The following is a 25,437-nucleotide window of genomic DNA, read 5'->3' as shown; positions in this document are numbered from 1 at the left end:
GGCGTGACGTTGGGACAAGGCCTGGCCTCGGCCGCAACGACGCGATCACATTTTGGGAAAAGAGCGCGTGTATCCCGTCACTCGGGGATACACGCGCCAGTGGTCACTGGACGGAGAACACGAAGAGCGAGCCGCCCTCGGGAGCTGCAGCCGTCATCTTCTTGCCAACCTCGCCCAGGAACGCGGGCAGCGCTGCCGTGCGGCCGACGACGATGGCGACGTATTGCTTGCCGTCGACCATGTAGGTCACAGGGCCCGCGCCGATGCCGGAGCCGAGATTCTTGCTCCAGAGCATTTTGCCGGATTTCGCATCGATGGCACGGAAATCGCCATGGATGTTGCCGGCGAACACCAGGCCGCCGCCAGTGGTCAGCGTCCCGCCATTGAAGGGCAGGTCTTCCTTGATGGACCAGACCTTCTTCTGGTTGACGGGATCCCAGGCCACGAGCTCGCCGAGCAAGCCACCGGGGCCTTCCTTGGTCGGGAATTCGGCTCCGAGATAGAACACGCCGCGCTTGTAGGCGACGTCGCTGACCGACCAATCCATGCAGACATTGTTGGAGGGAATGTAGACGAGGCCGGTCTGCGGGTTGAACGACATCGGCTGCCAGTTCTTGCCGCCGATCAAATTGGGGCAGATGTCCTTGGCGGGATGGCCGGGGCCCGGACGCTTGTCGGGATCCTCGACCGCGCGCATGGTGGCGAGATCGAATTTCTGCGCCCAGTTCGAGAAGACATACTTCTCCGCCGAAAGAACCTTGCCGGTCTCGCGGTTGGCGACGAAGAAGAACCCGTTGCGATCCGCCTTCATCAGCGCCGGAACGTTGCTGCCGCCGATGTTGAGATCGGCGAGCACGGCCTCATTCACGCCGTCATAATCCCAGGCGTCGGCGGGTGTGGTCTGGATATGCCATTTGATCTTGCCGGTGTTCGGGTCGAGCGCGAGCGTCGAGGCTGTGTAGAGATTGGTCAGCTTGCCGAAATCGCCGTTGCCGGTCGAGCGCACGGCAGTGTTCCACGGCCCGGGATTGCTGGTGCCCCAATACACGGTATCGGTCTTGGGATCATAAGAGCCGACCAGCCAGGCCGCGCCGCCGCCATGCTGCGCGGAATCGCCCTTCCAGGTATCGCCGCCGGGCTCCTCCGGCGTCGGAACGGTGTAGGTCTGCCAGGCGAGCTTGCCGGTGTTGATGTCGAAGGCCTGAAGCGCGCCGCGCACGCCGTACTCGCCACCGCCGAAGCCGGTGATGACCTTGTCGCGCACGACCAGCGGCGGCGAGGTGATGACCGAGCCCTGCTTGTAATCGACCACCTTCGCCGTCCACAGCGCCTTGCCCGTCGCGGCGTCGAGCGCGGTCAACTTGCCGTCGAGCCGGCCGACGAAGATCTTGCCGTCGGCGTAGGAGACGCCGCGATTGTTCACGTCGCAGCAGGCGTATTGCAGCACGTCGTCCGGAATCTCCGGCTCATAGGTCCACTTTCGCGCGCCGGTCGCAGCGTCGAGCGCATAGACGTATTTCGGCCCCCATGAGGTCGAGACGTACAACGTGTTGCCGATGACGATCGGCGAGGATTCGTTCGAGCGCAGCGATGCAAGCGAGAACGAATAGGCAAGCGACAGCTTGCCGGCGTTCTCGGCGTTGATCTGGTTGAGCGGGCTGAAACGCGTGTTGGCGTAGTCGTGGCCCGCGACCGCCCATTGATTGGAATCGGATTGCGCTTTGAGCAGTGAATCGTTGGCGCGAACGCCAACTGTGCCGGCGCCCAGCATCGCGATCATCGAAATGCCGGCCAAGAAGCCCCTCGTTCCAAAGGTCATTTATTCCCTCCGTGATGTTGCTTTGCGCGCCACGTTGAGCGCCGATGCGCTTTTGCGCTTTTCGATACGCAGTTCGACTGCGAACCATCACGGAAATTACAGCATCGCCTTTTCGCGCTTAGTATAGGCGGAAGGTAGTAGTGCAAATCGTTGTCAGGCTTGGCCGCTCATCTCGTTGTCGGCACTCGTTTCTTGTCGCTTGTTGGCAGCTCCAAACCAGCGATCGGATTGCGGCAACATCGTGTGGCCATCCGCGCGTTCCGTCGAAAGTCGGCATCAGCGACGACCGCAAATCACGACGACGGCTCAACCGCGGCGAGGGCTGCTGAGCGGTTACAATATCCGTCAATGTCGCTGTATCGTTGCAGCTCGCTTTGACCGGCCCGCATTCAGGCACGAGGGTGATGCTCGGCGGCGAAACCATCTCGAGAGATTGGTTGTCTTCTTCGCGTCCATCGATCGCCAGGGATCAGGGCGGACTTGGGCAGGCCGCCTCCCGACAGGCCGGCCAAGCCGGTCCAGCTCGTCATGTCGGATCAACATTCCAATAAAATCAATGACTTATCGTGCAAAACCCTACTACCAAGATCGCGATTACAAAGTTGCCCGGCCGTGCTCCTATTTGCGGAGCGACGACAGGAGTCGTCCCAAGGGAGAGACAATCGGCGGCGCCAAGACCGACATCCACGGGGCGAGCAGCCTTCGCGCGATGGCAGAGCAGGACGCCGCGGAAGACGCGAGAGACCATCTCCTTGCAAGTTTCAGACGGGTCGCGCCATGCACTGGCGGCGACACGGATCGGTGTTGTCTGATCGCAGCGCCTCGACGACCGTTTCGTGACACCCGGCGACCCAAAATCCCAGTTGCAAAGTTTCATCGCGCTGTTTCTAATTGGAATAACTACAAACATTCTGGGAGGACGACACCGTGTCTACAGTCAAACTGACAGTGAACGGCAAGGCCGTTGCTGTCGACGTCGAGGACCGCACGCTGCTGGTCCAACTGCTGCGCGATCATCTCAATCTCACGGGGACCCATGTCGGCTGCGACACCAGCCAGTGCGGCGCCTGTGTCGTGCACATGGACGGCCGAGCGGTGAAATCCTGCACCATGCTGGCGGGCCAGGCCGACGGCGCCAGCATCACCACCATCGAAGGCATCGCCAAGGGCGACGAGCTGCACCCGATGCAGGCCGCCTTCCGCGACAATCACGGCCTGCAATGCGGCTATTGCACGCCGGGAATGATCATGTCGGCGATCGACATCGTGCACCGCCATGGTGGCCAGCTCGACGAAGCCACCGTCCGCACCGAGCTCGAAGGCAATATCTGCCGCTGCACCGGCTACCACAACATCGTCAAAGCCGTGCTGGATGCAGCCGGGCGCATGAAGGTCTCGCAGGCGGCCGAGTAAAGCGGCGCGCCTCGAAAAGAACCACGGCTGCAGCTTTCGAGGGAAAGCGCGGTCAAAGAAATTTCCGGTCGGGAGGACCAGACATGGGTGTTGAAGGCATCGGCGCGCGAGTCGTGCGCAAGGAAGACAAGCGTTTCATCACCGGCAAGGGCCGGTACGTGGACGACATCAAATTGGTGGGCATGACCCATGCCCATTTCATCCGCAGCCCGCACGCCCACGCCAAGGTGAAGGGGATCGATTCCTCCGCCGCGCTGAAGATGCCGGGCGTGGTCGCCGTGCTCACGGGCCGAGAGATTGTCGACGACAAGGTCGGCAATCTCATTTGCGGCTGGGCCATCACCTCCAAGGACGGCAGCCCGATGAAGATGGGCGCATGGCCGGCGATGGCGCCGGAGACGGTGCGCTTCGTCGGGCAGGCCGTCGCGGTCGTGATCGCCGAAAGCAAGAATCTCGCGCGCGATGCGGCCGAGGCCGTCGCCGTCGATTACGAGGAACTTCCCGCAGTCGCCGACGTCCAGGCCGCGATCAAGTCTGGCGCGCCGCAGCTTCACCCCGAAGCTCCCGGCAACCAGGTCTATGACTGGGTGATCGGCGACGAGGGCGCCACCGATGCCGCCTTCGCCAAGGCCGCCAATGTGGTCAAGCTCGACGTCACCAACAACCGCCTCGCCCCGAACGCGATGGAGCCGCGCGCGGCGATCGCCGATTACGACGCGGCGGAAGAGCATTTCACGCTCTATACGACCTCGCAGAACCCGCACGTCGCCCGCCTCGTGCTCTCGGCGTTCTACAACATCGCCCCCGAGCACAAGCTGCGCGTGATCGCCCCTGACGTCGGCGGCGGCTTCGGCTCCAAGATCTTCATCTATCCCGAAGAGATGGTGGCGCTGTGGGCCTCCAAGAAGGTCGGCCGTCCCGTGAAATGGACCGGCGACCGCACCGAGGCCTTCCTCACCGACGCGCACGGCCGCGACCATGTGACCCATGCCGAGATGGCGTTCGACGCCAACAACAAGATCACCGGCTTCAAGGTGAAGACCTACGCCAATTTCGGCGCCTACATGTCGCTGTTCTCGTCCTCGGTGCCGACCTATCTCTACGCGACGCTGCTGTCGGGCCAGTACAACATCCCGGCGATCCATGCCGAGGTGATCGGGGTCTACACCAACACCACGCCGGTCGACGCCTATCGCGGCGCGGGCCGCCCCGAGGCGAGCTATCTGATCGAGCGGCTGATGGAAACGGCGGCGCGGCAGCTCAAGGTCGATCCGGCCGAACTGCGCCGGACCAATTTCATCACCCAGTTCCCGCATCAGACGCCTGTGATCATGGCCTATGACACCGGCGACTTTAACGCCTCGCTCGATGCCGCGATGAAGGCGATCGACTATGCCGGCTTCGCCGCGCGCAAGGCGCAAGCCAAGTCGCAAGGCAAGCTGCGCGGCATCGGCGTGTCCTGCTACATCGAGGCCTGCGGCATCGCGCCGTCGAAGGCGGTCGGCAGCCTCGGCGCCGGCGTCGGCCTGTGGGAATCGGCCGAGGTGCGCGTCAACCCGGTCGGCACCATCGAGATCCTGACGGGATCGCACAGCCACGGCCAGGGCCACGAGACCACGTTCTGCCAGCTCGTCGCCGATCGCCTCGGCGTTCCCATCAGCCAGGTCTCGATCGTCCATGGCGACACCGACAAGGTGCAGTTCGGCATGGGCACCTACGGCTCGCGCTCGGCGGCCGTCGGCCTCACCGCGATCCTGAAGGCCATGGAGAAGATGGAATCGAAGGCCAAGAAGATTGCGGCCCATGCGCTGGAAGCTTCCGAGGCCGACATCGTCATCGAGAACGGCGAGTTCAAGGTGACCGGCACCGACAAGGCGATTGCCCTGCCGATGGTCGCGCTCGCGGCCTATACCGCGCACAACCTGCCTGACGGGATGGAACCGGGTCTGAAGGAGAGCGCCTTCTACGATCCGACCAACTTCACCTTCCCGGCCGGCACCTATATCTGCGAGCTCGAGGTCGATCCCGGCACCGGCAAGACGTCCTTCGTCGACTTCGTCGCGGCCGACGATTTCGGCCGGCTGATCAACCCGATGATCGTCGAGGGCCAGGTCCATGGCGGCCTTGTTCAAGGCATCGGGCAGGCGCTGCTCGAGCACGCGATTTACGACGCCAACGGCCAGCCGGTCACGGCCTCGTTCATGGACTACGCCATGCCGCGCGCCGACGACGTGCCCTCCTTCAACCTCTCCCACACCACGACCCTTTGCCCGGGCAATCCCCTGGGAATCAAGGGCTGCGGTGAGGCCGGCGCGATCGGCGCCTCTGCGGCCGTGATCAACGCGATCACGGATGCGATCGGCAAGAACAATCTGGAAATGCCCGCAACCCCTGATCGGGTGTGGCGCACGATCAACGCGGCTTAAGAGGGAGGAACGAAGATGTACCAGACCACCTATCATCGCGCTTCCTCGGTCGACGAGGCTGCAAGCCTGTTCGCCAAGGGCAGCGAGTCCAAGTTCCTTGCCGGCGGCCAGACGCTGCTGCCTGTGATGAAGCAGCGCCTCGCAAGCCCGTCCGACGTGATCGACCTCGGCAAGATCAAGGAGCTGCAGGGCGTCGAATTGTCGGGCGACACGCTGACCATCAAGGCCGCCACGATCTATTACGACATCATGACCAATGCCGATGTGAAGAAGGCGATTCCTGCGATCGCCTATCTCACCTCGGTGCTCGGCGACCCTGCCGTGCGTTACCGCGGTACGATCGGCGGCTCGATCGCCAACAACGATCCCGCCGCGGATTTCCCCGCTGCATTGCTCGCACTCGGCGCCACCGTGAAGACCAACAAGCGGTCGATCTCGGCCGAGGACTTCTTCCAGGGCCTGTTCACCACGGCGCTCGAAGACGGCGAGATCATCACCGCCGTGTCGTTCCCGGTGCCGGCGAAAGCAGGCTACGAGAAGATGCGGCATCCGGCCTCGCGCTTTGCGCTGACCGGCGTGTTCGTCGCGCAGACCAAATCGGGCGAGGTTCGCGTCGCCGCGACTGGTGCCTCGCAATCCGGTGTGATGCGGGTGCCCGCGATTGAAGCCGCGCTGAAAGCGAACTGGTCGCCGTCGGCGATCGATGGCGTCAGCATTTCGGCGAGCGGATTGCTGGCTGACATCCACGGCACTGCCGAGTACCGCGCCAACCTCATCAAGGTAATGGCGCAGCGCGCGGTGGCCGCGGCGCGCTGATAGCGCCTCGACACAAATTTTCCGCGGCGCGCACTTCGGTGCGCGCCGTTTTATTTTGGCGGTGCGGCATCAAAAGCGCTTGCCTCGCTGGCATGAAGGCGAGAAAAGTTAATCAGCCGATTAACTCGCTCCAAGAATAATGTCAGCGGCGATACCGAACCATCGGCATCCGCCCGCGACCCGAGGAAACAACAACGTGCTCGATAAATCAGCGCCCACCTCGACCGTCCGCGCCTCCGGCCCGCTCTCGGGCTTCCGCATCGTCGAATTCGCTGGCATCGGCCCTGGCCCGTTCGCCTGCATGATGCTGGCGGACATGGGCGCCGACGTCGTCACGCTCGACCGGGTCGGCGCGAAGAAGAGCATGAAGTCGGTGGCGGGACGCGGCCGCAAGGTGATCGAGCTCGACCTGAAGGACAAGGCGGCGATCGCAGAGGTGCTCGAACTGCTTGCCAGCGCCGATGCGCTGGTCGAGGGCTTTCGTCCCGGCGTGATGGAGCGGCTCGGGCTCGGGCCGGACGTCGTGCTCGCTCGCAATCCCAAACTGGTCTATGGCCGCATGACCGGCTGGGGCCAGGAAGGCCCGCTCGCCAACGCGGCCGGCCACGACATCAATTACATCTCCATCACCGGCGCGCTCGCGGCCATCGGCACGAAGGAAGCGCCGGTGCCGCCGCTCAATCTGGTCGGCGATTTCGGCGGCGGCGCGCTTTATCTCGTCGTCGGCGTGCTCGCAGCCCTGCTGGAAGCGCAGCGATCCGGCAAGGGCCAGGTCGTCGATGCCGCGATGTGCGACGGGGCGGCCTCGCTGATGTCGTTCTTCTTCGACATGACGACGCTGGGCCGCTGGACCGAGGGGCGCAACCAGAACTTCCTCGACGGCGGCGCGCATTTTTACGGCGTCTATGAATGCGCCTGCGGCCATTTCGTCTCGATCGGCTCGATCGAGCCGCAGTTCTACGCGCTGCTGCGCGAGCATGCGGGCCTGACGGATGCCGATTTCGACGCGCAGATGAACCCCAAGGCCTGGCCGGCGCTGAAGGAGAAGCTGAAGTCCGTGTTCAAGAGCAAGACGCGCGAGGACTGGTGCAAGATCATGGAAGGCACCGACATCTGCTTCGCGCCGGTGCTGACCATGTCGGAAGCAACCCAGCATCCGCACATGGTCGCCCGCAACGTGTTCGTCGAGCGCCACGGCGTGAAGCAGCCCGCCCCGGCGCCGCGCTTCTCGCGGACACCGTCGGCGGTGCGTGAGCCGGAGCCGGCGGAAATCGGCGCGGTGATGCAGGCGTGGAAGAGGTAAGTCTCACCCGGACAAAGGTCGCGTAGGGTGGGCAAGGGCGCGCAGCGCCGTGCCCACGTCTTCGCATCAACTGGGCAGGACGTGGGCACGCTTCGCTTTGCCCACCCTACGGCAGTGTGCGTGAGGCTAGAACCTACGCCGCATCCACCTTCAAAACCCCGCGCCGGATCTGATCCTCCTCGATCGATTCGAACAGGGCCTTGAAATTGCCCTCGCCGAACCCGTCGTCGCCCTTGCGCTGGATGAACTCGAAGAAGATCGGGCCGATCGCGTTGGCCGAGAAGATTTGGAGCAGCACCTTGGTCTGGCCGCCCTCGACCACGCCTTCGCCGTCGATCAGGATGCCGTTCTTCTGGAGACGCGCGAGGTCCTCGCCATGCTTGGGCAGACGCGCGTCGATCCGCTCGAAATAAGTCTCGGGCGGCGGCGGCATGAACGGCAGACCGGCGTCACGCAGGTCTTCGATGGTGCGGTAGATATCGCGGCAGCCGCAGGCGATGTGCTGGATGCCCTCGCCGCGATAGGTCTTCAGATATTCCTCGATCTGGCCGGAATCGCCGGCATCCTCGTTGATCGGAATCCGGATCTTGCCATCCGGGCTGGTCAGCGCGCGGGAGAACAGTCCGGAGGCGCGGCCCTCGATGTCGAAGAAGCGGATCTGGCGGAAGTTGAATAGCTTCTCGTAGAAGCCGGCCCAGACATCCATGCGGCCGCGGTGGACGTTGTGGGTGAGATGGTCGAGATAGAACAGGCCAGCGCCGGCAGGCCGCGGATCGCGTGCGCCGAGCCATTCGAACTCGGCATCATAGGCCGAACCTTTGGCACCGTAGCGGTCGACCAGATAGAGCAGGCTGCCGCCGATGCCCTTGATCGCGGGCACGTCGAGCGTCTTCTGCGCCGATGACACATCGGCAGGCTCCGCACCGAGCGAAATCGCGCGGTCATAGGCCGCCTTCGCATCGACGACGCGGAACGCCATCGAGGGGGCGCAGGGCCCGTGCGTGGCAACGAACTCGTAACCGTGGCTGCCGGGCTCCTCGTTGAGGAGATAGTTGATGTCGCCCTGGCGGTAGACCGTGATCTTCTTGGTCTTGTGGCGCGCGACGGGCGCATAGCCCATCAGCTTGAACAGCGCATGCAGCTCTTCTGGATTGGGATGCGCATATTCGACGAATTCGAACCCGTCGGTGCCCATCGGATTGTCGGCGCTAACAGTGGCCGGCGGTGCATCGTGCGGAAACGGTCCCATAGACGGCTCTCCCAAATTGCTGCTGGGAGGAACTATCCTTCATGGAGCCCGCAATGAGCGTGCAAACGGAACGGCCTTTGAGTATCATATGCACGATCCGTGCATGAAATGGACAAACAACGCATGATTTCGGTTGACGCCTTCGACCTCAGGATCCTGGGCGCGCTCCAGGACGATGGCCGCCTCACCAACCAGGAGCTCGCCGACCTCGCGGGGCTTTCGGCCTCGCAATGCTCGCGCCGGCGGATGCGGCTGGAGGAGGAGAAGGTGATCGCGGGCTATCACGCCGATCTCTCCAGCGAGGCACTCGGCTTCGGCGTGGTCGCCTTCATCCAGGTGACGCTCGCGACTCACTCGCCGGATAACTCGAAGCGGTTTCGCGCATTGGTTGGCCGTATCGACGAGATTCAGGAGGCCTATTCGCTCACCGGTGACGCCGACTACGTGCTGAAGGCGGTGCTGCGCGATCTCAAGGGGCTCTCCAACCTCGTCAACGACGTCTTGATGCCGCATCAGAGCGTGGCGCATGTGCGCTCTTCCATCGTGCTCGACAGGCTGAAGGAGAGCTCGCGATTGCCGCTCAGGGAGATCAAGGCCGGCTGAAATCGAGGGAACTACGTCATTCGCGCTTCCCGCGCGATCTGCGATGATCCCAGCCAATCCGGAGATTCAGCCATGGCCCTCCAGCTTCGACCGAACTGCGAATATTGCGACCGCGACCTGCCGCCCGATGCAATTGATGCGCGGATCTGCTCCTACGAATGCACGTTCTGTGCGGATTGCGTCGAGACGAAACTCTCCAACGTCTGCCCGAACTGCGGCGGCGGTTTTGCGCCACGCCCGATCAGGCCGACGCAGGAATGGCGGCCGGGCGTGTGCACGAGCAAGCAGGTGCCGTCGGACAAGCGGGTGCATTTGAAATACAGCGTCGAGGACGTCGCGGCACATTGCGCGCGGATACGGGACGTGCCGCCGGAGAAGCGGTAGATCTCGTAGGGTGGGCAAAGGCGCGTTAGCGCCGTGCCCACGTCATCGATATGGTGGGCACGCTTCGCTTTGCCCACCCTACGAGACCGGAGCGCGCCGCAATCACTCCGCCGCCAAAATCGTCCCTTCCACCTCGCCGAAGCCGACGCGATAGCCATTCCCCTGGCACCAGCCGCGCATCACGAGGCTGTCGCCGTCTTCCAGGAAGGAGCGCTTGGCGCCGCCGGGCAATTCAACCGGCTCGGTGCCGTTCCAGCTGATCTCGAGCAAGCTGCCGCGCTGGTTCTTCTCGGGACCGGAGATGGTGCCGGACCCTAAGAGGTCGCCGACATTCATGGCGCAGCCGGAGGAAGCGTGGTGCATGAGCTGCTGCACCGAGGACCAATACATGTACTTGAAATTGGTGCGGCTGATGCTGGCGGGCGCGTTGGCGCCGGCGGCGCGCAAGGAGACGTCGAGCTCGACATCGTAATTCTGCGGCCTGTCCTGCCTGAGATAATCGAGCGGCACCGGCTGCTGCTCCGGTCCAATCAGGCGGAACGGCTCCAGCGCCTCGCGCGTCACCACCCACGGGCTGATCGAGGTCGCGAACGCTTTGGCCAGGAACGGACCGAGCGGCACATATTCCCATTGCTGGATATCGCGCGCGCTCCAGTCGTTGAGCAGCACGAAGCCGAAGATCATCTCTTCCGCCTGTTGCTCGCTCAGCATGCCGCCCATCGGCGAGGATTGGCCGATCACGACGCCCATCTCCAGCTCGAAATCGAGCCGCTTGCAGGGCCCGAAGCTCGGCACCTCGACATTCGGCGGCTTCAGCTGCCCGCGCGGCCGCTTCACCTTGGTGCCTGAAACCACCACAGTCGAGGCGCGGCCGTTATAGGCGATCGGCATATGCAGCCAGTTTGGCTGCAGCGCATTGTCCTTGCCGCGGAACATCACGCCGACATTGGTGGCGTGCTCCTTCGACGAATAGAAATCGGTATAGCCGGAGACGGCGAACGGCAGATGCAGCCTGGCATCGCGCATCGGCACGAGCGCGCGGCTACGCAGTTCCCCATTGTCACGCAGCTCAGGATGATCGGCCCGCAGAAGCTCACTGATCCGCGCCCGGGTCTTGGCCCAGACCTTTGGCCCCAGCGTCATGAAGGGATTGAGCGAGGGCCCGGAGAACACCCCGAGCGGGCCGACATCGAGGCGGGATTCCTGCTCGAGCTCCCAGAGATCGAGCACGTAATCGCCGATCGCGACACCGACGCGCGGCGTCGGATTGGCCGCCGTCGAGAACACGCCGTAGGGCAGGTTCTGGATCGGGAAGTCGGAGGCGGAATCGATCTCGATGAAGGAGCGGAGGCTGGGGTCGTTGGGGTGGGGCATGGGTTTCCCGTGGCGCAGCGGTGAGGGTGTCACCCTCCCCTGGAGGGGGAGGGACGGCTCATATTGAGCGCAGCGAAATATGAGACGGGGTGGGGTGATCTCTCAACGCGGGCAGTGTTCCTTGCGGAGAGACTGTCACCCCACCCCGCTACGCATTCCGCTTCGCTGCATGCGTAGCGACCCTCCCCTCCAGGGGAGGGTAGAAAGCTACGGCTTGCTTGGATCGAACCGCTTCTCGAGTCCCTTCCAGCAATCCGCGTAATCATCCTGCAGCGTGGAGGAGTTCGCCGCATGCGCGGTGACGCGCTGCGGATAGCGGGTCTCGAACATGAAGGCCATCGTCCCCGTCAGCTTCACCGGCTTCAATTCACCGTTGCTGGCGTGCTCGAAGGCGTCGCGATCGGGGCCGTGCGGCAGCATGCAATTGTGCAAGGAGATGCCGCCGGGGACGAAGCCTTGCGGCTTGGCATCGTAGACGCCGTAGATCAGGCCCATGAACTCGCTCATGATGTTCATGTGGTACCAGGGCGGCCGGAAGGTGTTGTCGGCGACCATCCAGCGCTCGGGGAAGATCACGAAGTCGATATTCGCGGTGCCCGCCGTCTCCGACGGCGAAGTGAGAACCGTGAAGATCGAGGGATCGGGATGATCGAAGCCGATCGCGCCGACCGGCGAGAAGGTGCGCAGATCGTATTTGTAGGGCGCGTAATTGCCGTGCCAGGCGACGACATCGATCGGCGAATGCGGCAAGGTCGTCTTGAACAGCGCCCCGCCCCATTTCACGTAGAGCTCGGTCGGCGTGTCCTTGTCCTCGTAATGCGCGACGGGGGTGAGGAAGTCGCGGGCGTTGGCGAGGCAATTGGCGCCGATCGGCCCGCGCTCCGGCAGCGTGAACGCACCACCGTAGTTCTCGCAGAGATAGCCGCGCGCCGGCCCGTTCGGAATCTCGACGCGGAATTTGACGCCGCGCGGGATCACGACGATCTCGCCGGGCTCGGCATCGATGCGGCCGAACTCGGTGACGAGACGAAGATTGCCCTGCTGCAGCACGAACATCAGCTCGCCGTCGGCATTGTAGAAATGCTGGTCCACCATCGATTTGGTGATGAGATAGACATGCGCGGCCATGCCGGCCTGCGTATTAACATCGCCCGCCGTCGTCATGGTTTGCACGCCCTGCACGAAGGTGACCTCTTCCTTCGGAAGCGGCGTCGGGTCCCAGCGCATCTGCGCGATCGGCAGATCGTATTCATGGCACGGCGCCGAACGCCACAGGCCGGCATCTGCTTTCTCGAAGCGGCCGGAATGCTTCACCGAGGGGCGGATGCGATAGAGCCAGGAGCGCTCATTGGTGCCGCGCGGCGCGGTGAAGGGCGAGCCGGACAATTGCTCGGCGTAGAGCCCGTAGGCGCAGCGCTGCGGCGAGTTGCGCCCGATCGGCAGCGCGCCCGGCAGCGCTTCGGTCTCGAAGCTGTTGCCGAAGCCGGACATGTAGCCCGGCGTCACCTGCGCCGAGCTTCGGATGATCTGATCGGGCGAGGTGTTGATGTTCATCACTATCCTCCTCCTTGCAGGGCTGCCCACATGTCCTGGTCGCGCTTGTCGGTCCAGATCACGGGATCGTCGATCCCGGACGCCTCGTCATAGGCACGCGACACGTTGAACGGCAGGCAGTGCTCGTAGATGGCGAAGCTGTGGAATTTCGGATCCATCACCTCGCGGGTCGCCGCCATCGATTCCTTCAGCGTGCGCCCCTTGGCCACCGAGATTTCGGCTGCGCCATAGAGCGAGGTGACGAAATCGCGGGTCATCGCGATGGCTTCGCGCACCGTGGCGGTGCCGTTGAGCGCATCGCCGCGGCCCGGCGCGATCGCCTTGGGATTGAAGTTGCGGATCTCGTTCAGCGTCAGCGGCCATTCGCGCAAATGCGCGTCGCCGCAATAGCAGGCCGAGTGATATTCGATGAGATCGCCGGAGAACATCACTTCGGCATCGGGCACCCAGGCGACGATATCGCCGGAGGTGTGGCCGGCCCCGAGCTGCATCAGCCGCACCTCGCGCTTGCCGAGATAGATCGACATCTCGCCTTCGAAGGTCAGCGTCGGCCAGGTCAGGCCGGGGATGCTTTGGGCGTCCTGGAACAGCCGCGGGAAGCGGCCGTACTCGGAATCCCAATCCTGCTTGCCGCGCTCCTCGATCAGCCGATAGGTCTCCTGCGAGGCGACGATGCCTTGCGCCTTGTAGGCGGAGGCCCCTAGCACGCGCACGGCGTGATAGTGCGACAGCACGACGTACTTGATCGGCTTGTCGGTCACGGTGCGGACGCGCTCGATCACCTTGTTCGCCATCGCCGGCGTCGCCTGCGCGTCGAATACCAGGCAGCCGTCGTCGCCGACGATGACGGCGGTGTTCGGATCGCCCTCGGCGGTAAAGGCATAGAGATCGGTGCCGATCTCGGAGAAGGTGATTTTCTTTTCCGAGAGGTCACCGGTGGATGCGAAGTTCTTCGCCATCAATTCGTCCTTTGAGTCTTTTGGGTTATTGTTGTTGCTGCTGTTGTTGTTGCTGCTGGCCGTCGATCATACGGCGCTTGGCAAGCTCGATCGCCTCACGCAGCACACCGATGTCGCCGATATGGTTGGCGAGGATCAGCACCAGTGCCGCGTCGAAATCAGCGCTTTGTTCCTCGGTGAACCCGCGATGCGCTTCGACGATGGCGCGAAAGGCATCGTCCGGCCGCGCAAAGTTGGAGCTGGTAGACAACGGCATGCGAAACCTCAATTGAGACCTTGAGCCTGCGACAACGCCGCCGCGATCGCGGCGCGCGTCGGATGGCGGAAGCGCGCGGCGACATAGCCATCGGGCCTGAGCAGATAGGCAACGCCCGGCGCGGCGTCGTAGCGCTTTGCGACGAGGCCCGAGGGATCGGCAAGTCCGCCCTCGCCACCGATGCGAACATTCTTGAGGCCATCGGGCACATCAATCGCCGCGCCATTGCTGAACGAGAGCAGGGTGAAGTCCGTTCCACCCTTGCGGAAGGCGTCCGTCAGATAGGCCTGCTCGGCAATTGGCGCATCGAGCATGGAGCAGCCGGGAGAGGGTCCGCCGCCCCACACATCTGCATCCGGCGACGACAACGGCGTGTCGTAGCTGCACGGCACCGACAGCCGTCCGCCATTGACCATGCGCTTGCCAAACTCGGTCTCCTTGGCCAGCGACAGCACCGCCTTGCGCAGCCGCGCTTCCTGATGCGAGTTCGGCGCCATGAAATCGGTCGAGCGCGTCGACTCGCGGATGTTCTCGTCGGCCGCCAGGCTGCGCTCGGCGTGATAGCTCTCGAGCAGGCTTGCGGGCGAGGTGCCCCGCAGCACGCGATCGAGCTTCCAGGACAGATTTTCCGCGTCCTCGAGCCCGGAATTGGCGCCGCGGGCACCGAATGGCGAAACCTGATGCGCGGAATCGCCGGCAAAAATCACACGGCCATGGATGAACCGGTCCATCCGCCGACACTGGAATTTGTAGAGCGAGATCCACTCGAACTCGAACTTGTCGTGGCCGAGCATGCGCGCGATCCGCGGCCGCACGTTCTCCGGCTTCTTCTCGACCACGGGATCGGCGTAGCGATTGAGCTGGAGGTCGATGCGCCAGACATCGTCGGGCTGCCGGTGCAGCAAGGCGGAACGTCCCGCATGGAACGGCGGATCGAACCAGAACCAGCGCTCGGTCGGGAATTCCGCGGTCATTTTGACGTCGGCGATCAGGAACTGGTCCTCGAACACCTGCCCCGCGAACTCGGCGCCGACCATCTGCCGCAGCGAAGAGCGCGCGCCGTCGCAGGCGATCACATATTGCGCATGCAAATGGTAGGCGCCCTCCGGGGTTTCGATCGTCAATGCGACGGAATCGTTGCGCTGCTCCAGCGCCGTCACCTTGTTGCGCCAGCGCAAGTCGATCTCGGGTAGATCGCTGATACGATCGACCAGATAGGCTTCGGCGTAGTATTGCTGGAGATTGATGAAGGCGGGCCGCTTGTGGCCGTCCTCGGGCAGGAGGTTGAACTGGTAGAGCAGGGACTCCCCGTGGAAGATCCGGCCGACGCTCCACACCACACCCTTGGCGACCATGCGGTCGCCGACGCCGAGCCGGTCCCAATATTCCAGCGACCGCTTCGAGAAGCAGATCGCGCGCGAGCCTTCACCGATGCGGTCGGCATCGTCCAGAAGGACGACGCGCTGGCCGCGCTGGGCAAGGTCGATCGCGAGCGACAGCCCGACCGGGCCGGCGCCGACAACCACGACCGGATGCTCGGCCGGGCCTTGGCCGGCGCGGTCCTGATCGGCATGGCGGCGATAGCCGAACTGGGCTTTGGCCTGATAGGTCGTGGCCTGCGCCATACTCGAACCTCGGCTCTGGTCAGGAGAGGCCTGATCTGCTAGATAGTCTCACGTGCAACTATTTTGGACCGGAGCCGGCCGGCCGTCAACTGGAATTCGGAGCGCGCGCCTTGGCGAGGACATCCAGCGACATCGCACTGAAGGCACGCGAAGCCGACGAGGCCTCCGTGCGGCCAAAGGCACGGCTCGACCTGTTCAAGTTCGTGCCGTTCCGCCTCAACCGGCTCGCAGCGGAAGTCAGTTCCGCGCTCGCGGTCGAATACCAGGAACGGCATGGTCTCGACATTCCGGCCTGGCGCGTGATCGCCACGCTCGGGTTCCGCAACGATGCGTGTAGCGCGCAGTACATCGCGCAATGCACCCGCACGCACAAATCCACCATCAGCCGCGCGGTGACTGCGCTGCTCAACGAGGATCTGATCGAGCGGGTCGAGAACGAAGCCGACCGCCGCGAATTCCGCCTGCAACTGACGAAGAAGGGCCGCGCGCTCTACGAAGAGCTGTTCCCGCAGCTGCTGCGGCGGGAAGACGAAATCCTCGCCTGCCTCTCCGCGCAGGAGCGCAAGCAGCTCTCGGTGCTGCTCGGCAAAATCGAAGCGAATCTCGATCTGATCCAGACCAGCGAAGAGGCCGACGCGAAAGAGGCGTATTAGGACGCGTACTCATGGAGGCGCAGACGTCGGCTTTTGGGAGTCCGGTTGAGAAAGCTTGGTAGGCCCGTGACGGCAGTGGCGAATATAGCGATGCTACTTGTGGCCTTTGCTGCAACTCGCGCATACGCCGTTGACATGGGTTATCTGGCTCCCCCCGGAGTCGCTGCAAACGAGTTTCCCTCACCGCAGCGCCCTGTCGCACGAATCGTCAGCCCGCGCCGCTCCTCCGAGGAGCGCCGCGACGCCCTCAATGAGGCCGGTCAAATCGCACGCGTTCTTGAACTGAAACCAGGTGTGACAGTCGGTGACATTGGAGCAGGCAGTGGCTACTACACGGTCAGGCTCTCACACCTCGTCGGACCCGCCGGCTCTGTCGTTGCCCAGGACGTCACGCGGGATTACCTCGTCGAACTCGCTAGGCGAACAAAACTTCTGAAGTTGACGAACGTGCAATTCGCGCTCGGCGAACCCCACGACCCGCGTCTGCCCGCTTCTTCACTGGATGCAGTAATCCTTGCGCATATGTATCACGAGATAGCCCAACCCTATGCCTTCCTCTACAATCTCGCGCCCGCCTTGAAGCAGGGTGCGCGGGTCGGAATTGTCGATCTTGAGCTTCCGACGTCGAAGCATGGCATGCCAATTGCGCTCTTGCGCTGCGAATTAACTGCCGTCGGCTATCGCCGAGGTCGCCACATATAAGCTCGCAGGGGACGGAGGATACCTGGCGATATTCTCTCCCCCGGAGCTAGCGGCTCGAAAATCTCCCCGCGATATCGTTGCTTGTGTGGATCCTGCCGGCACTCGCTGAAACCATATCTGCCGCCCGTCTCGGAGACCGCACACGTCCGAAGAAAAGGTCAGACCGGAATTGCCGATCGAGACTCAAACCCGGCGCTCTCGATCCGGCTCGGCGAGATCGAAGCGAGTCTCGATCTGATCCAGACCAGCAAAGAGGCCGACGCCAAGCAGGCGTATTAGCCGACGCTGTCATTCCGGGGCGCCGCAAAGCGGCGAACCTGGAATCCAGAGATTGTGGCGCGCGATTCTCAGGTGCGCAACTGCGCACCATAGTTCGCGCTTCGCGCGCCCCGGAATGACGGCTTCGCCCTCACTTCGCAAACGACCGCGACGGCGGCAGATGCAGCGCCCAGGCGTCGACCTTGTCGCTGGCGCGCGGATAAATTTCCGTCACGATCGGATCATGGCCGGGAATGAACCTGTCAGGATGGCCGGCGAGACGCTCGATCGTCTCCCAACCCACCGCCATGTCGCCGACATTGTAGACGATCGGGAACGGGCTCTTGCGCTGCAGATTGGCGTAGTAATGCGCAGCATCGGATGCCAGCACCACCGGCCCGCGCGCGGTCTCCACCTTGACCACCTGCAAGCCGTCCGAATGGCCGCCAACGCGATGCACGGTGACGCCGGGCGCGACTTCGCCGTCGCCCGAATAGAAATTGACGCGCTCGCCATAGACGTGGCGCACCATCTGCGTGACGTGCTCGACCGAGAACGGATGTCGCAGCAGTCCGTTGCACATGCAGCGCCCGGTCGCGTAGGCCATCTCGCGCTCCTGGAGGTGGAAGCGCGCATTCTGGAAGCGATCGAGATTGCCGGCGTGGTCGTAATGCAGATGCGTCACGATGACGTCGCGAATGCTTGACGCCGCGACGCCAAAGCGCTCCAGCGCATCGACCGGATTGAGCGTCAGCTTGCGCGCCCGCGCGCTCGCCTCCTCGGCATTGAAGCCGGTGTCGACCAGGATGTCGCGGCCGCCCCCGCGGATCAGCCAGACGAAATAGTCGAGGTCCTGCGCCGCGCTGTCATGCGGATCGGGCTGAAGGAAGTTCATGCTGGGGGTGCGCGGCGACATCGTCGCATAGCGCAGGGCGTAAATCTCGTAGGCGTTTCCCATGGTTTTTGCTTTTGCTTTGCTTTTCTGAGTGGATCTTCGGCACGATCCTGCGCACCAAGCCATTCTCCGCTGCAAAGGTCAAACGCCGCGCCGCATCACGGCGGCAGGCCTTTCAATGTGAGACCAATCACATTTTCGGCGCCATGGAGGTCCTAACGTCCGCCGGTAAGATCGAGCCGGATCGCGTCGAGCACAAACATGACAGCCTGTTTATCCGTTCTGCGGCGCACCCAGGCGTTGCGGTCAATCGTCGCGATAACGCCGAATCTCCAAGCAGTTGACGCCCCCCGTCCCCGGTTTGATAATGCAGGAAGCGTAAGTTAAGGTCGCCGCGGCGCAAGCTGGGAACGGCGCCTTTTTGGCTGGACCGCGCTGATTATGAAAATTCGCTTCTTTCTTCTTCTGCCCTTGCTCGTCTCGCTCGTCCCGACTGCCCCATCGCTTGCGGCCGGTGACCGCTTTGCGCTGGTCATCGGCAACGCCAAATATCCGGATGCGGATGCCCCGCTGAAGGAACCGATCAACGATGCCCGTGACGTCGCCGACGAGCTCAAGCGCGACGGCTTTTCGGTCGAGATCGGCGAGAATCTGACCGGCGACGGCATGCGCCGCGCCTTCGACAAGCTCTACGGCAAGATCAAGCCGGGATCGGTGGCGCTGGTGTTCTTCAGCGGCTTCGGCATCCAGTCGGCGCGCCAGAGCTACATGCTGCCGATCGATGCGCAGATCTGGACCGAATCCGACGTGCGCCGCGACGGTTTCAGCCTCGAGACCGTCCTCGGCGAGCTCAACACCCGCGGCGCCGGCGTCAAGATCGCGCTGGTCGACGCTAGCAGGCGCAATCCGTTCGAGCGCCGGTTCCGCAGCTTCTCGGCCGGCCTGACCCCGGTGATCGCGCCGAACGGAACGCTGGTGATGTATTCGGCGGCGCTGGCCTCGGTGGTCTCCGACGCCGGCGGCGAGCACAGCCTGTTCGTCCAGGAGCTCCTGAAGGAAATCCGGGTCCCCGACCTGATGGCCGAGGAGACGCTGAACCGGACCAAGATGGGCGTCACCCGGGCTTCGCGCGGCGAGCAGGTGCCTTGGATATCCTCTTCATTGGCCGAAGATTTCTCGTTTAGCCCGGGAGCCGGCGGATCGCGTCCGGCACCGTCGACGCCTCCCGCGCCGCCGCCGGTGGTCGCCAACAACCCGCCGCCGTCACCGCCCGCGGCGCCGACACCGCCTCCGCCGCCGAAGCCGGCCGACACCGCGGCGGCACCCGCGCCTGCTTCTCCACCTCCTGCGCCTGCGCCGGCCCCCACGCCGAAGCCGCAGGTCGAGGCCGCCCTGCCCCCGCCGCCACCGCCGCCACCGCCGGTCAAGCCGATTGATCCCGCTCCGGCACCGAGCACGGACAGCGGGCCGAGCGCCGCCGCGCTGGCCGACGATCCCACGATCAAGAGCCTGACCTCCAAGATTGCCGCCAATCCGGACGACGTGAACGCGCTGTACCGGCGCGGCCAGGTCTATGCCAGCAAGGGCGCCTACAACCTCGCCATCAAGGATTTCGACGACACGCTCCGGATCAACACCAAGGATGTCGAGGCGCTGAACAACCGCTGCTGGACCCGCACCGTGGTCGGCGACCTCCAGGGCGCGCTGAAGGATTGCAACGAGGCGTTGCGGCTGCGGCCCAACTTCGTCGACGCGCTGGACAGCCGCGGGCTCGTCAACCTCAAATCGGGCGCGGTCAAGAATGCCATCGCCGATTTCGATGCGGCCCTGAGGATCAACCCGCGTCTGACCTCCTCGCTTTATGGGCGCGGCCTCGCCAAGCAGCGCAATGGCTCCGCCCAGGAAGGCGCGCTTGATATCGCCAATGCCAAAGCGATGGATCCGAACATCGTTCAGGAGTTCGCAAGCTACGGAGTGCGCTAGTATTTTTTTGAATTGAGGCAGGCGGCGCCTCGAACCTTGGGGGCCCAGGGAAGACTAACGAACGGATGCCGCAGGCGGCCTTCCCCGGGGGGCTCATTGCAGGAACTTTGGCAGGAATTTTCGAACCGCGCGAGCTCGCTGCGCAGGAGGGACTGGCTATGAAATCGGCTGCAAAGGGACTTACCGCGATCCTGTCCATCATCACTCTTGGCGCTGCGCTGTCGCTGCCGGCCTCGCCGGCCTTCGCCGGCGATGACGGCAACAGCAAGAACGTTACCGAGGACGACATCGTCCGCGCGCTGGCGCCGCCGGCCAAGAAGCCCCTGACCCGCGGCCTCTCGATCGCCCCGCAGGCCGATCCCGCGCCGAACGCCGCCGAGAGCAAGCTGATCCAGTCGGTGCGCGGCCGCTCGACGCGTTCGCTGTCCTCGACCGAGCGCGAGGAAATCGCATCGGTCGCCAAGGACAAGCCGAACATCGATCTCGAAATCACGTTCGACTACAACTCCGCCAATATCAGCGCCAAGTCGATGCCATCCGTGCAGGCGCTCGGTCGCGCGCTGACCAGTCCGGACCTAAAGGGCTCCACCTTCGTGGTGGCCGGCCACACCGATGCCGCCGGCGGCGAAACCTACAACCAGGACCTGTCGGAACGCCGCGCGGATGCGATCAAGCGCTACCTCGTCGACAAGTACAGCATCTCCGCCACCGACCTCGTCACCGTCGGCTACGGCAAGAGCAAGCTGAAGAATCCGAGCCAGCCGATGGCCGAGGCCAACCGCCGCGTGCAGGTCGTCAACATGGAAAACAAGACCACCGCATCGAAGTGAGCACGACAAAATCCTCTGAAGTGACAAGTCGTGATGTGGTGTAAAGTCTCGCTTCCAGAGCGCGTCCCGCAGCCTTGCGGGACGCCGCTTTGTTTCAGGGAAATGCTCTCGATGGGCCTCGCGCGGATGGCCGTGAGCCAGGCCAGGATGATCCGGCGATGAACCTCTCCGAATATCTCAAGCCTGCCGGAACCGTGATGTTCGTCGTCGCGCTCGGCGTCGGCTATTACCTGTTCGAGCATCGCAAGCGCGCTGAGCCGAAGGAGACGCAGAGCGAGGCGCTCGTCATCGTGACGAAGTCGACCAATGCCTGCTTCTCCGACCTTGTACGGGTGACCGGCTTCTTCGTGCCGCGCCGCGAGGCCGTGGTCATCGCCGACCAGGAGGGATCCAAGGTCACCGATCTCTTCGTCACCGAGGGCACCGTCGTTGCCGACAACCAGGAGCTGGCGCGCCTGACGGCGCCGCCGCAGATCCCGGGCCAGCCGCAGAGACCCGGTCCGCAAGGTCCGATCTCGCTGAAATCACCTGCGCCGGGCCTCATCACCGAGGTCCGCACCATCGTCGGCGCGCCCGCTTCCCCGCAGGCCGGCCCGATGTTCCGCATCGCCGTGAACAACGAGATCGAGCTCGATGCTCAGGTCCCGGCGGTGCACATGCCCAAGCTCAACTCCGGCGCCACCGTGCGCATCAGCCGCGATGACGCGCCCGATCTGATCGGCCGGGTCCGGCTGGTTGCGCCCGAGATCGACCGCGCCACGCAGCTCGGCCGCGTCCGCATCAGCGTCACCAACAATCCGTCGCTGAAGGTCGGCGTGTTCGCCCGCGCCTCGATCGACGCCAAGCGAAGCTGCGGCGTCTCGATCCCCAAGACCGCGATCGACCATCTCACCATTCAGGTCGTCAAGGGCAACATCATCGAGACGCGCAAGGTGCGGGTCGGGCTCTCGTCCGACAACGCGACGGAAATTCTGGAGGGCCTCGACGTCGGCGAAATCGTCGTGGCCGACGCCGGCTCTTCGCTCCATGACGGCGACCAGATCAAGACCATGTTCGCCGATGAACTCGATCGCACGCGGGTACGCTGATGGCTCTCAATATCTCGGCATGGTCGATCCGTAATCCGCTGCCGTCGGTCGTCTTCTCGATCATCCTCTTGATTCTCGGCTGGGTGTCTTTCACCAAGCTCGCGGTGACGCGGCTGCCTTCGGCCGACATTCCCGTGATCTCGGTCGTGGTCTCGCAGTTCGGCGCGGCGCCCGCCGAACTCGAATCGCAGGTGACCAAGACGGTCGAAGACGCCGTCTCCGGCGTCGAGGGCGTGCGGCACATTACCTCACAGATCACCGACGGTGTGTCGGTCACCACCATCCAGTTCGCGCTGGAGACCAACACCGACCGCGCGCTCAACGACGTCAAGGACGCGGTGACGCGTGTGCGGTCGAACCTGCCGCAGAACGTCACCGAGCCGCTGATCCAGCGCGTCGACGTGATCGGCCTGCCGATCGTCACCTATGCCGCGATCTCGCCCGGCAAGACGCCGGAGCAACTCTCTTACTTCGTCGACGACGTGGTCAAGCGCGCGCTGCAAGGCGTGCGCGGCGTCGCCCAGGTCGAGCGCATCGGCGGTGTCGAGCGCGAAATCCTGGTTTCGCTCGACCCGGACCGTTTGCAGGCAATGGGTCTGACCGCGGTCAATGTCAGCCAGAGCCTGCGCGGCACCAATGTCGACGTCGCCGGCGGCCGCGCCGAGATCGGCAAGAACGACCAGGCCATCCGCACGCTCGCCGGCGCCAAGACGCTGAGCGACCTTGCCGGCACCATGATCCCGCTGTTCGGCGGCGGCGAGGTCCGGCTCGACGATCTCGGTACCGTCACTGACACCATCGCCGACCGCCGCACCTTCGCCCGCTTCAACGGCGAGCCGATCGTCGCGCTCGGCATCAAGCGCTCCAAGGGCGCCAGCGACGTCAAGGTGGCCGAGGCCGTGCAGAAGCGCATCGACGTACTCAAGGCCGCCTATCCCGACGTCGACCTGAAGGTGATCGACACCTCGGTCGAATATACCAACGGCAATTACCACGCGGCGATCTCGACCCTGTTCGAAGGCGCCATCCTCGCCGTCGTCATCGTGCTCTTGTTCCTGCGCGACCTGCGCGCCACCATCATCGCCGCGATCTCGCTGCCCTTGTCGATCTTCCCGGCCTTCTGGGCGATGGACCTGCTCGGCTTCTCGCTGAACCTCGTCAGCTTCCTCGCCATCACGCTGTCGACGGGTATTCTGGTCGACGACGCCATCGTCGAGATCGAGAACATCGTCAGGCACATGAACATGGGCAAGTCGCCCTATCGTGCCGCCCTGGAAGCCGCCGACGAGATCGGCCTCGCGGTGATCGCGATCTCGCTCACCATCATCGCGATCTTCGCACCGGCGAGCTTCATGTCGGGCATCGCCGGACAGTTCTTCAAGCAGTTCGGCATCACCGTCTCGGTGCAGGTGTTCTTCTCGCTGCTCGCCGCGCGCTTCGTCACGCCGGTGCTCGCCGCCTACTTCCTCAAGCCCGGCACTCACGAAGAACCGCCGCCCGGCCGCGTGCTGCGGGCCTATCATCGGATCGTGGCCTGGTCGGTAAAACACTATTTCATCACGGTGCTGGTCGGCTTCGGCATCTTCGCCGCCTCGATCTGGAGCATTACGCTGTTGCCGCAGGGTTTTCTGCCGGCGCAGGACAGTTCGCGCTCACTGCTGGCCCTCGAGCTTCCGCCGGGCACCCAGCTTGCCTATACCGAAAAGGTCACCGAGGACATCGTCGCGCGGCTGCGCAAGCGGCCCGAGGTGAAGAGCATCTTCGTCGACGGCGGGCGCGTCCCGCCGGGCACCCAGGAAGTCCGGCGCGCCGCACTGATCATCAACTACACGCCCAAGGATGCCCGCGACATCACCCAGCGCGAGCTCGAATTCTCGATCAGCCAGGAGCTGGAGAACATCCCGGACATCCGCTTCTGGTTCCTCGACGAGAACGGTCTGCGCGCCATCTCGCTGGTCGTGACCGGCGTCGACGCCAACATCGTCAACAATTTCGCGAGCGAGCTCGCGACGCAAATGAAGCGGATTCCGACCATCTCCAACGTGATCTCGGAAACCACGCTGGAGCGGCCCGAGCTGCGCGTCGAACCGCGCGCCGATCTCGCGGCGCGGCTCGGCGTCTCGACCGAAAGCCTGTCGCAGACCATCCGCGTCGCCACCATCGGCGACGTCGGACCCGCGCTCGCCAAGTTCGACGTCGGCGACCGTCTGGTGCCGATCCGCGTGCAGCTCGAGGATGCCGCGCGCGGCAATCTGAAGACGCTGGAACAGTTGCGCGTGCCGCTCGGCGAGCACGGCGAGAAGGGCGGCGTGCCGCTCTCGGTCATCGCCGACGTCAAGCTCGACCAGGGTCCGACCAGCATCAACCGCTACGATCGCGAGCGGCAGGCGACGGTCGCCGCCGACCTCGTCGGCTCCGCCGCACTCGGCGACGCCACCAAGAAGATCTACGATCTGCCGGTGATGAAGAGCCGGCCGAAGGGCGTGAAGGTCTCTCCCTCCGGCGACGCCGAAAGCCTCAACGAACTGTCCGACGGCTTCGCCACCGCGATCACGGCGGGCCTGATGATGGTCTACGCCGTGCTGGTGCTGCTGTTCGGCACCTTCCTGCAGCCGATCACCATCCTGTTCTCGCTGCCGCTCTCGATCGGCGGCGCGATCGCGGCCCTGCTCCTCACCGGCAAGCAGCTGACCACGCCGGTGTGGATCGGCATTCTGATGCTGATGGGCATCGTCACCAAGAACGCGATCATGCTGGTGGAATTCGCGATCGAAGCCATTCACGCCGGCAAGCCGCGCGAAGAGGCGATGATCGACGCCGGCATGAAGCGCGCCCGGCCGATCGTGATGACCACGATCGCGATGGCCGCGGGCATGATGCCGAGCGCGCTCGCGGTCGGCGCCGGCGGCGAGTTCCGCTCGCCGATGGCGCTCGCGGTGATCGGCGGCCTGATCTTCTCCACCATCCTGTCGCTGGTGTTCGTGCCCGCGATGTTCATGGTGATGGACGATTTTGGCGCCCTGATCTGGCGCTTCGCCAAGCGGCTGATCGTGCACAGCGAGGACGCCGAGACGGACAGTCATCACGGCGCGGCGCCGGCATCGAAAGACGTTGCCCACCGTGCTGCGGAGTAAGATTTCAGGCGAGTGGCCGGAGGGGCGCGTTAACGCAGGGCGCCTCAAGGCGCTATGTTACCCCAATAGCCTTCACGCGGATCACGCTCGGCCCTGGGTCTGCACCGGCAAGC

The 25,437-nt window shown here is 64.1% G+C and carries 20 protein-coding genes and 2 pseudogenes; 14 read left to right on the top strand and 8 right to left on the bottom strand.

Features of this window, described 5'->3' with window-relative positions:
• Positions 1-103: 103 nt before the first annotated feature.
• Positions 104-1,819, bottom strand: a complete 1,716-nt coding sequence (locus tag GGD61_RS32840) for a PQQ-dependent methanol/ethanol family dehydrogenase (RefSeq protein ID WP_246786101.1) — start codon at positions 1,817-1,819, stop codon at positions 104-106.
• 927 nt (positions 1,820-2,746) lie between these two features.
• On the opposite strand from GGD61_RS32840, the gene GGD61_RS32835 reads away from it, so the two are divergent.
• From GGD61_RS32835 to GGD61_RS32820, 4 genes are all read left to right on the top strand, one after another.
• A complete protein-coding gene (locus tag GGD61_RS32835) occupies positions 2,747-3,232 on the top strand; it encodes a (2Fe-2S)-binding protein (RefSeq protein ID WP_018321562.1) in 486 nt (161 codons plus the stop codon).
• Positions 3,233-3,315: 83 nt separating this feature from the next.
• Positions 3,316-5,658: a xanthine dehydrogenase family protein molybdopterin-binding subunit gene (locus GGD61_RS32830; RefSeq protein ID WP_092261367.1), complete on the top strand. Its 2,343-nt coding sequence runs from the start codon at positions 3,316-3,318 to the stop codon at positions 5,656-5,658.
• 15 nt (positions 5,659-5,673) lie between these two features.
• A complete protein-coding gene (locus GGD61_RS32825; RefSeq protein WP_092261368.1) occupies positions 5,674-6,474 on the top strand; it encodes a xanthine dehydrogenase family protein subunit M in 801 nt (266 codons plus the stop codon).
• A gap of 196 nt (positions 6,475-6,670) precedes the next feature.
• Entirely contained in the window at positions 6,671-7,777 is a 1,107-nt protein-coding gene (locus GGD61_RS32820) for a CaiB/BaiF CoA-transferase family protein (protein ID WP_183231895.1), read from the top strand.
• A 133-nt stretch (positions 7,778-7,910) separates the two neighbouring features.
• Here GGD61_RS32820 and hppD read toward each other — a convergent pair whose 3' ends face one another.
• The gene (gene hppD / locus GGD61_RS32815; RefSeq protein WP_092261370.1) at positions 7,911-9,026 is read right to left on the bottom strand and encodes a 4-hydroxyphenylpyruvate dioxygenase; all 1,116 of its coding nucleotides are present in this window, start codon (positions 9,024-9,026) and stop codon (positions 7,911-7,913) included.
• 123 nt (positions 9,027-9,149) lie between these two features.
• On the opposite strand from hppD, the gene GGD61_RS32810 reads away from it, so the two are divergent.
• Together GGD61_RS32810 and GGD61_RS32805 are read left to right on the top strand one after the other, a co-directional pair.
• Complete coding sequence (locus tag GGD61_RS32810; RefSeq protein WP_026202578.1) at positions 9,150-9,629, top strand: Lrp/AsnC family transcriptional regulator; 480 nt, start codon at positions 9,150-9,152, stop codon at positions 9,627-9,629.
• Between the two features lie 72 nt (positions 9,630-9,701).
• Complete coding sequence (locus GGD61_RS32805) at positions 9,702-10,013, top strand: DUF1272 domain-containing protein (RefSeq protein WP_018321568.1); 312 nt, start codon at positions 9,702-9,704, stop codon at positions 10,011-10,013.
• A 102-nt stretch (positions 10,014-10,115) separates the two neighbouring features.
• Here GGD61_RS32805 and fahA read toward each other — a convergent pair whose 3' ends face one another.
• The 5 genes from fahA to GGD61_RS32780 all read right to left on the bottom strand — a co-directional run bounded on the left by fahA (position 10,116) and on the right by GGD61_RS32780 (position 15,781).
• Positions 10,116-11,387, bottom strand: coding sequence for a fumarylacetoacetase (gene fahA, locus GGD61_RS32800; RefSeq protein ID WP_092261371.1), 1,272 nt, complete (start codon positions 11,385-11,387; stop codon positions 10,116-10,118).
• 207 nt (positions 11,388-11,594) lie between these two features.
• Positions 11,595-12,941, bottom strand: coding sequence for a homogentisate 1,2-dioxygenase (hmgA, locus tag GGD61_RS32795; RefSeq protein WP_177237377.1), 1,347 nt, complete (start codon positions 12,939-12,941; stop codon positions 11,595-11,597).
• A 2-nt stretch (positions 12,942-12,943) separates the two neighbouring features.
• Positions 12,944-13,900: an MBL fold metallo-hydrolase gene (locus tag GGD61_RS32790; RefSeq protein WP_092261373.1), complete on the bottom strand. Its 957-nt coding sequence runs from the start codon at positions 13,898-13,900 to the stop codon at positions 12,944-12,946.
• Positions 13,901-13,925: 25 nt separating this feature from the next.
• Positions 13,926-14,156: a DUF2783 domain-containing protein gene (locus GGD61_RS32785; protein WP_092261374.1), complete on the bottom strand. Its 231-nt coding sequence runs from the start codon at positions 14,154-14,156 to the stop codon at positions 13,926-13,928.
• Between the two features lie 8 nt (positions 14,157-14,164).
• Entirely contained in the window at positions 14,165-15,781 is a 1,617-nt protein-coding gene (locus GGD61_RS32780) for an FAD-dependent oxidoreductase (RefSeq protein WP_092261375.1), read from the bottom strand.
• A 110-nt stretch (positions 15,782-15,891) separates the two neighbouring features.
• On the opposite strand from GGD61_RS32780, the gene GGD61_RS32775 reads away from it, so the two are divergent.
• From GGD61_RS32775 to GGD61_RS41505, 3 genes and pseudogenes are all read left to right on the top strand, one after another.
• Complete coding sequence (locus tag GGD61_RS32775) at positions 15,892-16,434, top strand: MarR family winged helix-turn-helix transcriptional regulator (protein WP_018321574.1); 543 nt, start codon at positions 15,892-15,894, stop codon at positions 16,432-16,434.
• A 90-nt stretch (positions 16,435-16,524) separates the two neighbouring features.
• Positions 16,525-17,245: pseudogene (locus GGD61_RS32770) on the top strand (class I SAM-dependent methyltransferase).
• A gap of 86 nt (positions 17,246-17,331) precedes the next feature.
• Positions 17,332-17,415, top strand: a pseudogene (locus tag GGD61_RS41505) (MarR family transcriptional regulator); the annotation flags it as partial.
• 130 nt (positions 17,416-17,545) lie between these two features.
• On the opposite strand, the gene GGD61_RS32765 reads toward GGD61_RS41505, so the two are convergent.
• Positions 17,546-18,352: an N-acyl homoserine lactonase family protein gene (locus GGD61_RS32765; protein WP_177237378.1), complete on the bottom strand. Its 807-nt coding sequence runs from the start codon at positions 18,350-18,352 to the stop codon at positions 17,546-17,548.
• Positions 18,353-18,363: 11 nt separating this feature from the next.
• On the opposite strand from GGD61_RS32765, the gene GGD61_RS32760 reads away from it, so the two are divergent.
• From GGD61_RS32760 to GGD61_RS32740, 5 genes are all read left to right on the top strand, one after another.
• Complete coding sequence (locus tag GGD61_RS32760; RefSeq protein ID WP_183231894.1) at positions 18,364-18,633, top strand: hypothetical protein; 270 nt, start codon at positions 18,364-18,366, stop codon at positions 18,631-18,633.
• 97 nt (positions 18,634-18,730) lie between these two features.
• Complete coding sequence (locus GGD61_RS32755) at positions 18,731-20,272, top strand: caspase family protein (RefSeq protein ID WP_183231893.1); 1,542 nt, start codon at positions 18,731-18,733, stop codon at positions 20,270-20,272.
• 158 nt (positions 20,273-20,430) lie between these two features.
• A complete protein-coding gene (locus GGD61_RS32750) occupies positions 20,431-21,102 on the top strand; it encodes an OmpA family protein (protein ID WP_177237379.1) in 672 nt (223 codons plus the stop codon).
• Between the two features lie 158 nt (positions 21,103-21,260).
• Entirely contained in the window at positions 21,261-22,190 is a 930-nt protein-coding gene (locus GGD61_RS32745) for an efflux RND transporter periplasmic adaptor subunit (RefSeq protein ID WP_018321581.1), read from the top strand.
• Positions 22,190-25,324 carry an efflux RND transporter permease subunit gene (locus GGD61_RS32740; RefSeq protein WP_092261379.1) on the top strand — a complete coding sequence of 1,045 codons (3,135 nt, stop codon included), beginning with the start codon at positions 22,190-22,192 and terminating at the stop codon, positions 25,322-25,324. The genes GGD61_RS32745 and GGD61_RS32740 overlap by 1 nt, the downstream gene beginning before the upstream one ends.
• The last annotated feature ends 113 nt before the right edge of the window (positions 25,325-25,437 follow it).

It is taken from the genome of Bradyrhizobium sp. SBR1B (genome assembly GCF_014198205.1).
Lineage (GTDB): Bacteria > Pseudomonadota > Alphaproteobacteria > Rhizobiales > Xanthobacteraceae > Bradyrhizobium.
Note: the sequence above shows the minus strand (reverse complement) of the source record. Positions and strands in the feature narration are given on the sequence as shown.